8 protein-coding genes are annotated in these 9,108 nt (G+C 70.0%); 4 read left to right on the forward strand and 4 right to left on the reverse strand.

The window, feature by feature from the left end; all coding sequences use genetic code 11:
* Positions 1 to 3: 3 nt before the first annotated feature.
* Entirely contained in the window at positions 4 to 828 is an 825-nt protein-coding gene (locus CCN37_RS29870; RefSeq protein WP_086827234.1) for a hypothetical protein, read from the reverse strand.
* Between CCN37_RS29870 and CCN37_RS29875 the strand changes: the two genes are divergently transcribed.
* Positions 827 to 1,519, forward strand: coding sequence for an RraA family protein (locus CCN37_RS29875; RefSeq protein WP_086827236.1), 693 nt, complete (start codon positions 827 to 829; stop codon positions 1,517 to 1,519). The two genes, CCN37_RS29870 and CCN37_RS29875, sit on opposite strands and share 2 nt — an antisense overlap.
* Positions 1,520 to 1,523: 4 nt before the next feature.
* Here the strand turns inward: CCN37_RS29875 and CCN37_RS29880 are convergent, their stop codons facing one another.
* Together CCN37_RS29880 and CCN37_RS29885 are read right to left on the reverse strand one after the other, a co-directional pair.
* Complete coding sequence (locus tag CCN37_RS29880; RefSeq protein WP_086827238.1) at positions 1,524 to 2,393, reverse strand: helix-turn-helix transcriptional regulator; 870 nt, start codon at positions 2,391 to 2,393, stop codon at positions 1,524 to 1,526.
* Positions 2,394 to 2,479: 86 nt separating this feature from the next.
* The gene (locus tag CCN37_RS29885) at positions 2,480 to 2,713 is read right to left on the reverse strand and encodes a DUF397 domain-containing protein (RefSeq protein WP_086827240.1); all 234 of its coding nucleotides are present in this window, start codon (positions 2,711 to 2,713) and stop codon (positions 2,480 to 2,482) included.
* 347 nt (positions 2,714 to 3,060) lie between these two features.
* On the opposite strand from CCN37_RS29885, the gene CCN37_RS41115 reads away from it, so the two are divergent.
* On the forward strand, positions 3,061 to 3,561 hold the full coding sequence (locus CCN37_RS41115; RefSeq protein ID WP_086827242.1) for a helix-turn-helix domain-containing protein: 501 nt from the start codon (positions 3,061 to 3,063) through the stop codon (positions 3,559 to 3,561).
* Between the two features lie 634 nt (positions 3,562 to 4,195).
* Here CCN37_RS41115 and CCN37_RS29895 read toward each other — a convergent pair.
* Entirely contained in the window at positions 4,196 to 6,010 is a 1,815-nt protein-coding gene (locus CCN37_RS29895) for a long-chain fatty acid--CoA ligase (protein WP_086827244.1), read from the reverse strand.
* Between the two features lie 300 nt (positions 6,011 to 6,310).
* On the opposite strand from CCN37_RS29895, the gene CCN37_RS29900 reads away from it, so the two are divergent.
* A complete protein-coding gene (locus CCN37_RS29900) occupies positions 6,311 to 6,757 on the forward strand; it encodes a hypothetical protein (RefSeq protein WP_086827246.1) in 447 nt (148 codons plus the stop codon).
* A gap of 147 nt (positions 6,758 to 6,904) precedes the next feature.
* Positions 6,905 to 9,108: trehalose-phosphatase (gene otsB, locus CCN37_RS29905; protein WP_086827248.1), on the forward strand; the 2,204-nt coding region annotated here is incomplete at its 3' end.

Consider the following 9,108-nt stretch of genomic DNA (forward strand, 5'->3'; position numbering starts at 1 on the left):
CGTTCACCCGGACGGCGGAGGCAGTTCGGCCGTGATCTCCAGCAGCCGGTGCGCGATGTCGGCCGGGTCGTCGAAGGTCGTGCAGTCCGGCGCGTCCGGGGACCAAGAGCCGTCCACCGCCTGCACCCCGAGCAGGTGCTCCGCGATGTCGGTTGCGAGTTCCACGTGGCACTGAGCCCCAGTCGCTCGCGCCAGCAGCACCGTGCCCCACGCCACCTTGTGGCTGGACTGGCAGCTCCGCAGGTTCTCCCCGCACCGCAGCGCGTAGTCCGCGAAACCCTCCGCCGCGGCGAGGACGTCCGCCGAACCGGTCGCGTCGTGCAGCTTCGCCAGGAACGCGATCGGATACCCGATCATGAAGTACGGCTGGTCCGGGGCTCCGGTACTCAATACCTCAAGGGGCCCGGTGCCGTTCGCGCGCAGCAGGAACTCCCGTCCCCGCTCGGGGCCCGCCGCCAGGAACCGCGACAGCCACAGCCCGGCCGAGCGCGCGGTGCCGAGATCGCCGAGCTGGAGCGCGACCAGCCCGAGGTGCGCCGTGCTGAGCACGTCGGGCTTAGTTCCGGCCGAGCGGGTAGGACCAATCTCGTCGAAGATCGCGTTGCGGCTCTTCGCACCCTCCGCCGTGGCGAAGTCTCCGTCGGCGGTGCCGAACCGCGCCACGATCTCCTCCAGTACCGCGCGGGCCTCCCTCGGGTGCCCGGCGAGACCGAGTACCGCGGGGGACTTGTAGTGGCACGCGAGGTCGTCCGGTCGCGGCCGTTCCACCAGCCAGGCGACGGCCCGGTGCGCGACGTCCTCGTAGCGGGGGGTCATGATGATCGCCATGGTGGACGCTTTCGCAGACCTGTCAACGCCGCTGGTGGCCGACGCGTGCCTGCGGGCAGGTGTGCCGCTGAGGTCGGCCCCTTCGGGCATCCGCGCGGTCGCCCGGGGGCATCGCCTGGCCGGTCGAGCGCTGCCGGTGCGCCACTACGGCAGCGTCGACGTCTTCCTGGAGGCGTTCGGGGGCGCCGAGCCCGGCGACGTGCTCGTGATCGACAACGGCGGCCGCGAGGACGAGGCGTGCGTCGGCGACCTCGCCGTCCTCGAAGCCGCCGCGGCGGGCGTGTCCGGTCTCGCCGTGTGGGGGCTGCACCGCGACACCCCGGAGCTCGTCGAGATCGGCCTGCCGGTGTTCAGCTACGGCTCCTACCCGCCCGGCCCGGTCCGCCTGGACGAGCAGGAGCCGCACGCGCTGACCACCGCGCGCTTCGGACCGCACCTCGTCTCCAAGGCCGACTTCGTCTTCGGCGACGACGACGGCGTGCTCTTCGTCCCCGCCGAGCGCGTCGACGAGGTCCTTGCCCTCGCCGCCGGCATCCGGGCGACCGAGCGCGCGCAGGCCGACAGCGTCCGCGCGGGCCGGACACTGCGCCAGCAGACCCGCTTCGAGGACTACCTGGCCCAGCGCGCCCGCGATCCCGGCCACACCTTCCGCAAGCACCTGCGCGCCATCGGCGGCGCGATCGAGGAGTGACCGCTCAGCCCGACCACTCCCGCGCGAGTTCGAGAAGGAACTCGATGCTCGCCTCCCGGCTCAACGCCGCCGTCCACAACCGGTCGAAGTTCGCCAGGCTCTCCTGCACGTACGACTCGTCGTCCTCGTAGAAACCCTTGTTGAGCGGTTCCAGGTGCACGTAGTCCCCGTCGCCGTCGGGGAAACGCACAACGGAATAGCCCGGCGGCAGATCGGCGCGCTCACGATCCCGGGTGAGGATGCGCACGGTGACATGGGGGTACTTCCGCATCAGCTCGACGATGTGCAGAACCTGCTCGACGGCGATCTTCGCGCGTCGGACCTGGTGCAGGCTGCGCAAGGCGTTCTCGTGCAGGACGGCCTGGTACTTCGGCGGGTTCTCCCGGTCGAACAGCGTCTGCCTGTCGAGTCTGGCGGCGGCGAACTCCTCGACCTTCTCCGGCTCGTTCTCCTCGGCGAACAGCGCCGACATGCAGCCCCGCGCCTGCAACAGGCCGGGAATGTGCATGTCCTGCCATTGGTGGACGGCCTCGGCCCAGATCTCCTGCGAGACGAAGAACTGGAAGTAGGGCGCAACGCCCGCGCGCTCGCGAGGCCATTCGCGCATCGTTTCGGGTGTCTGGCACAGCCGGTCCATCGCCGCGGCCGTGCGGTCGTCTACGCGGAAGAAGTCCTTGAGCTGCTTGACGTGCTCCAGCAGCTTGCCGTTGTCGACCTCGCCCTTCTCCAGCTTGCTCACGAAGTTCTGGCTCATCTCCTCGGGGAACGCCTTTCGCCCGACGGTCCGCTGGACCATGCCGCGCTCTCTGCGCAACGCCTTCAGGATCTGGCCGAGCGCGGCGAGGTTCCTCTCGCGCTGAGTCGTTGTGCTCACATACCTCACGGATCGCTCTCACGGATGGTTCGCCACCGCCGCCCACCCGCGCGGGGGCCGGCGGGTGCTCCGCCGGCCCCCGGACCTCACCGGGAGAACTCGCCCCTGCCCACGGCGGCGACGAAGGAGGTCCACTCGTCGTCGGTGAAGCTCAGCACCGGGCCGTCGGGTCGCTTGGTGTCGCGGACCCCGACCCAGCCCGAGTTCTCCAGGTTCACGGCGACGCAGTCACCGCCCTTGCCGGAGCAGTCGGCGGGGGTGCGCCATCCCGATTCCGGGAAGGCGGCCTCGCCGACAACGGGTTTTCCGGTTCTGTTCATCGCTGGACCCCCGAATCCATCCGCGTCCGTCCGAGTGGACGGTTCGGATGTCCACTGCCTGGACACCCGCGTTAATCCTTCGATAGGCTCGCCGCGGGCGCAATGCGTTCACGGCACTACCTTGGATTAACACAGACAACACGGTGCGGTTCTCTAGCGAAATGGCCGGAGTTCCTTGTCGTGCTGTCACCGGGTCGGGGGACTTCGGGGGAGTGGAGGTGCTGCGGGTGTGACGGCGGCATGGGTGGAATCTTTTTCTTGTTTCGTTTCGCGCAGTGCGTCTTCTTCCGTTCTGTCCTTTCGGCGGCAGGGTGGCAGTGTGGTTCGGGTGCCCCGGGACGGGTCCCGTGGCTGAACAGCATTCCCGGCTTTACGGGCAGCAGCGGCGGGAGACGGCCCAGGAACTCGCCGCCCGTTTCCTGCGGAGCCGGACTCCGATCCAGGAACTGGCCAACGAGGTCAACCGCCGCCCCGCCCAGGTGCGCCAGCTGCTACTGGAGGCGGGGGTGCGCACGAGTGACGCAACCTGCCTGCGCGAGACGGTGGACGAGACCGCCGACGCCGTGGCGCACGCCTACGGCAGGGGCCGGTCCATGCGGGAGCTGGCCCACGAGACCGGGATCGACCGGCGCACGCTGCGGCTGCTGCTGGCCCAGGCCGGGGTGGAGTCGGGCATCCCGCCGGCCACCAGCTACTCCATCGACGTCGCACCACTGGCCGACGCCTACCTCGCCGGGGAGACGCTGCGCGCCCTCGCGACCAGTTCTGGGCTGTCCTACCACGTCATCAGGACCATCCTGCTCGACGCCGGGGTGCCGCTGCGCAAGCGCGGCGGCGCGCAGCCGTGACGGCTGGCCGGGCCACGCGGTCGGGCGCCGGTGCGAGACGGGGTTCGCCGGAACGGGGAAGGACTCGACGGTCGTGCGGTGCAGTTGCGGACGGCCGAACCGGTCGCGTCCGATCGTCACCGCCGTGAGCGCCGGGCTGCTCCGATGTGGTGATGGGGGAACACGAATGGGGTGACCTGGTGAAATGTCGCCGGGAGTCTGCGGTAGAGTCATTTCGGATTTACACCTCGATGGTGGTTGGCAAGCCGGTCGTCGGGGATTGGGCCCCTGTTGGCGCAGGGGCCCTCTTTTCGTGCTTCGTCATCGTATTCGCCGATGGCCGTCCCGCCAACTTTCTTGCGCGTGTGGCACGCATGGCTTGGAAGATGCACCAGGCCGTTCAATTCATGCAAACGTCGCCTCAGCTGGTCTTTCGCGTCGGCGAAACAGCGCTCCATGATCTTTAAAGCCGTTGCGGGTTTATCTTCGTTGACCGATCCCGCGTTAGTCGTGCGACCACGCCTTCACTCTAACGAATGACAATTCGCTACGCGGCGTGCCGGAATCCGCAAGTGATGGCCCGAGGTCACGCTAGTGGGGGACGGGGTCGTTCTGAAGGGTGACGCTTGCGGTGGCGGCAAACGCAGTCCGGGCGCTAGACCTTCTCGATCATGCCGTCGTAGAAGCCGTCCAGCAGGTCCGCGTAGTGCTGTTCGACCACGCGGCGGCGCAGCTTCATGCTCGGCGTCAGCTCGCCGCGCTCCACGGTGAAGTCGTCGCTGAGGATCGCGAACGCCTTCACGGTCTCGTGCTTGGCGAGCGTGGCGTTGACGGCGTCGATGCCCTCCTGCACGGCGGCGCGCAGCTCGGGGTTGGGCGTCAGCTCGGCCATGTCGGCGGAGAGCCCGCGCGTGCCGGCCCACTTCGCGACGATGTCGGGGTCCAGCGTCACGAGCGCCACGCAGAAGTTCCTGCGGTCGCCGTGCACCAGCGCGTTGGCCACGTACGGGCAGGCGATCTTGATCTTGCCCTCGATCGCCTGCGGCGCGACGTACTTGCCGCCGGAGGTCTTGATCAGCTCCTTCTTCCGGTCGGTGATCCGCAGCCGGCCGCGGTCGTCGAGCTCGCCGATGTCGCCGGTGCGCAGCCAGCCGTCCTCCAGCGCGGCGGCGGTGGCCTCCGGCAGCCCTCGGTACCCGCGCATGACGCCCCTCCCCTTGATCAGCACCTCGCCGTCCTCGGCGATGCGGACCTCGGTGCCGGGCAGCGGCCTGCCGATGACGCCGAAGCGCAGTTCCTCCGGCCGCGCCAGGAACGAGGCGGCGGAGGTCTCGGTGAGGCCGTAGCCCTCGCGGATCTGCAGCCCGGCGGCGTCGAAGAACTCGCCGATCTCCGGCGACAGCGGCGCGGAACCGGAGACGAAGTAGCGCACCCGGCCGCCGAAGCGCGCCCGCAGCTTGGTGAAGACGAGCTTGTCCGCGATCGCGAAGCGCACGCGCAGCCACAGCGGGGAAGGCCGTCCCGCGCGGCGGTCGGCGGCGTGCCGCAGGCCGATACCGCGTGCCCAGCGGAACAGCCGCAGTTTCACGCCGCCCTCGGCGCGCACGGTGGCGAGGACGGTGTTGTAGATCTTCTCGAAGACGCGCGGGGCCGCGCCGAGCACGGTGGGACGCAGTTCCGCCATGTTCGCCGCGATCCGGTCCACGGCGCCGTCCACCGCGGTCGGAGTACCACCGTTGATCACGGCGATCTCGATGGCCTTGCCGAAGACGTGCGACATCGGCAGCCACAACAGGTGCAGGTCGTCCGGGCGCATCAGGTCGAGCGGGTCGACGGCCTCGGCGATGTAGAGCCAGTTGTCGTGGGTCAGCTCCACGCCCTTGGGCCTGCCCGTGGTGCCGGAGGTGTAGATCAGCGTCGCCAGCTGGTCCGGGGTGATCGCCGCGACCGCCCGCTCGTAGGTCGTGGGATCGGCGGAGCGGCCGAGCGCGATGACGTCGTCGAGGGAGAGCACCCAGTCGTCGTCGGCGGCATCGCCCTCGATGAGGATCACCTTCGACACGGCAGGTACTCGGTCTCGAACGGAACGAAGTTTCTCGACTTGGCCCTCGTCCTCGGCGAAGACCACCACGCTGCCGGAGTCGGCGAGGACGAACGCGCACTCGTCGGCGGTGTTGGTCGGGTAGATCGTGGTGGTGGCGGCGCCGGTGGCGAGCACGCCCAGGTCGGCGAGCAGCCACTCCACCCTGGTGCCGGACAGGATCGCCGCGGTGCGGCCCGCGCCCACGCCGAGCGCGAGCAGCCCGAGCGCGATCTCGCGGACCCTGGTGCCGGTCTCGGCCCAGGTCAGCGATTCCCAGCCGGAGCGACCCCGGAAGCGGAACGCCTCGGTGCCGGGTGTCCTGGCGATCCTGGCGCGCAGCAGGCCGGGGATCGAGGTGATCCCGGGTTCGCTGATGATCCCCGCCATCGCAACCTCCTCGCGCGCGCCCGCACCGGGCATGCAAGGACCTAACCCCTCGCGGGCGGCGCAGTCGAGACGTCGACCGGGTGTGAGCCCGATTCGGACACTGATCGTGGCCGGTCCGTCACCGAGGAGAGCCGAATGCACAAATGTATTGGGGTAATGCCCAGAGGTCGGTACTTATGTGCACATTGCAGCGCTTTGAGACCGTTAATAACCGGTTGACGGTCGAATGATGGAGTCAGATGCTTTCCTTGGTGGAAGTGAGGTACATCACGTACCTCGCCACACGAGGGGATAGAAGCCATGACGCTCATCTCGGAGCCTCCCGCCTCAGTCCAGCAGCTCGGCCTCGCGCTGGGGCCCGCCCCCGGCCCCGCCGAGCTGGTCGTCGGTGACACCGTCGGCGCGATCTCGATGCGCGCCGGGCTCGGCGCCGAGACCAACGCGATGCTCTCCCTCCACCTGCTCACCGGCCCGGTCCTCGGCGTCCCCGGACACCCCGAGCGCTGGGTGTTCCTCACCGGCCCGGTCACCCCGGTGCGCGTGGACACGGTGCTGGACCTGGTCCGCATCGACGTCCAGCTGCTCGCGCCCGGCACCCGGCTGGCGCTGCCGCCGCTGGTCCCCGGCGAGCCCGGCTCGCGCTGGGTGGTGCGCCCGCGCCCCGGTCACGACCTCCCGCCGTGGCAGGCCGTCGTCTCCGCGGCGCGCTCGACGTCCTCGCTGTGCCGCAACTGGTCGAATTCCTAAGAAAAGGTCAAACCCTAAGTCGCCCTCAAGCCTGGGCCACGAATTCCGGCAAGTGTTTGGGTTCCTCGCGAGTAACGGATTATGTTCCCGCGAACAGCCCTGCCGTGAATCCGACCACGGTGGCTCTCGGTGATCGAAGGGTTTCCCATGGTGCTCGCCGCAACGCCCGCGACGTCCCCGGCAGGGGTCGCGGCGCTGCCCGCCGAGCTGCGCCGGGCCCTGGCGCAGCTGGCCAGGACGCCCCGGCTGCTCGTGGCCTGCGACTACGACGGGACGCTGGCGCCGATCGTCGCCGACCCCGAGCAGGCCCGCCCGCTGCCGGAGTCGGTGAACGCGCTGCGCTCGCTGGCCGCGCTGTCCTCGACGACGGTCGCGGTCATTTCCGGCCGCGCGCTGCGCGACCTCGCCACGCTGTCCCGGCTGCCCGCCGAGGTGCACCTGGTCGGCAGCCACGGCTCCGAGTTCGACGTGGGTTTCGTGCACGCGCTCGAAGGTCCCACCCGCCAGCTCCTCGCCCGCGTGCGGGCGGAGCTGGAGCAGCTGGCCGCCGGGCTCGAAGGCATCTACCTGGAACACAAGCCCGCCAGCGTCGCGGTTCACGTTCGCCGTGCCGAGCCCGAGGTGGGCGAGCGCCTGCTGGAAGCGGTGCGCAGCGGCCCGTGCACCTGGGACGGCGTGCAGGTGACCGAGGGCAAGGCCGTGGTCGAACTGGCCGTCGTGCGCACCGACAAGGGCGACGCCCTCAACGTGCTGCGCCGCCAGGTCGGTGCGACCGCCGCGATCTTCCTCGGCGACGACGTCACCGACGAGAAGGCCTTCGCCACGCTCGCCGGGCCCGACCTGGGCATCAAGGTCGGCCAGGGTGAGACCGTCGCGCCGTTCCGCGTCACCGAGACCGCCGACGTCGCCGCCGTGCTGGCCTTCCTCGTCGAGGTGCGCCGGACGTGGCTGCACGGCGAGCAGGCGGTGCCGATCGAGCGCATCTCCATGCTGGCCAACGAGCGCTCGGTGGCGCTGCTGACCCCGGACGCGAAGCTCACCTGGCTCTGCCACCCGGAGCCGGACTCGGGCGCGATCTTCGCCGACCTGCTCGGCGGTCCGACCGCGGGTGTCTTCGGCATCAAGCCGGAGCGCAACGGCCTTCCGCTGGGCCAGCGCTACCTGCCGGGCACGATGACGGTGGAGACCCGTTGGTCGAAGCTGCTGGTCACCGACTACCTCGACCACGCGAGCGAATCAGGCCGCACGGAGCTGGTCCGCGTGATCTCCGGCGACACCCGCGCGGTGATCGACTTCGCGCCGCGGCCGGAGTTCGGCCAGGTCGCGGTCAAGCTCTCCGCCGAGGCGGACGGCCTGCGGGTGCTCGGCACCTCCGACCCGATCGTGCTGCGCGCGCCCGGCGTCGAGTGGACGATCACCTCCGACGGCCAGCACGAGTCAGCGCACGCCGTGGTCGAGGTGGCCCCCGACCGTCCAGTCGTGCTCGAACTCCGTTGTGGCAGCGACGATCTCTCCCCAAGTTCGCGGAGCGAGCCGGTGCGCCGCGCCGCCGCCGGGACCTACTGGTCCGACTGGCTGGCGACGTTGCGGCTGCCCGAGGTCCAACGTGACCTCGTGGCTCGCTCCGCCCTTACGTTGAAGGGCCTGCAGCACGACGAGACCGGCGCCTTCCTGGCCGCTGCGACCACGTCGCTGCCGGAGGAGATCGGCGGCGTCCGCAACTGGGACTACCGCTACTGCTGGATTCGCGACGCGGCGCTGTCCGCGCAGGCGTTGGTCTCGTTGGGTTCCACGGACGAGGCCGAAAAGTACTTGAAGTGGCTGCACGGCGTGCTCGCGACGCTGCCGGGCCCGGAGCGGCTGCACCCGCTCTACACGCTGCACGGCACGCACCTCGGTCCGGAGGCGGTCATCGACACGCTGCCCGGCTACGCGGGCTCGCGCCCGGTGCGGGTGGGCAACCTGGCCAACCAGCAGGTCCAGCTCGACGTCTTCGGCCCGGTCGTGGACCTGGTCGCACAGTTGGCCGAAGTGCGCGGCGAGCTCACTGACGACGACTGGCGCATGGTCGAGGCGATGGCCGAAGCCGTCACACGGCGGTGGGACGAGGCCGACCACGGCATCTGGGAGGAGCGGCACGCGCCGCGGCACCGGGTGTACTCGCGGGTCATGGGCTGGGTGACCCTGGACCGCGCGATCAAGCTCGCTGGCACCTACGGCCGCGCCATCGACCCCGGTTGGGCCGTCCTGCGCGACACGATCTCCCAGGACGTCCTGAAGAACGGCTGGAACGTCGAAGCGCAGTCCTTCACCACCGCCTACGACGGCGTCGACCTGGACGCGGCGACCCT

It is taken from the genome of Allokutzneria sp. NRRL B-24872 (genome assembly GCF_002155965.1).
Classification (GTDB): domain Bacteria; phylum Actinomycetota; class Actinomycetes; order Mycobacteriales; family Pseudonocardiaceae; genus Allokutzneria.

Bases quoted from the DNA above. Each gene is read 5' to 3' on its own strand.
- CCN37_RS29875 (WP_086827236.1), top strand. From the start codon at position 827: ATGGTGGACGCTTTCGCAGACCTGTCAACGCCGCTGGTGGCCGACGCG.
- CCN37_RS29870 (WP_086827234.1), bottom strand. From the start codon at position 828: ATGGCGATCATCATGACCCCCCGCTACGAGGACGTCGCGCACCGGGCC.
- CCN37_RS29885 (WP_086827240.1), bottom strand. From the start codon at position 2,713: ATGAACAGAACCGGAAAACCCGTTGTCGGCGAGGCCGCCTTCCCGGAA.
- CCN37_RS29895 (WP_086827244.1), bottom strand. From the start codon at position 6,010: ATGGCGGGGATCATCAGCGAACCCGGGATCACCTCGATCCCCGGCCTG.
- CCN37_RS29900 (WP_086827246.1), top strand. From the start codon at position 6,311: ATGACGCTCATCTCGGAGCCTCCCGCCTCAGTCCAGCAGCTCGGCCTC.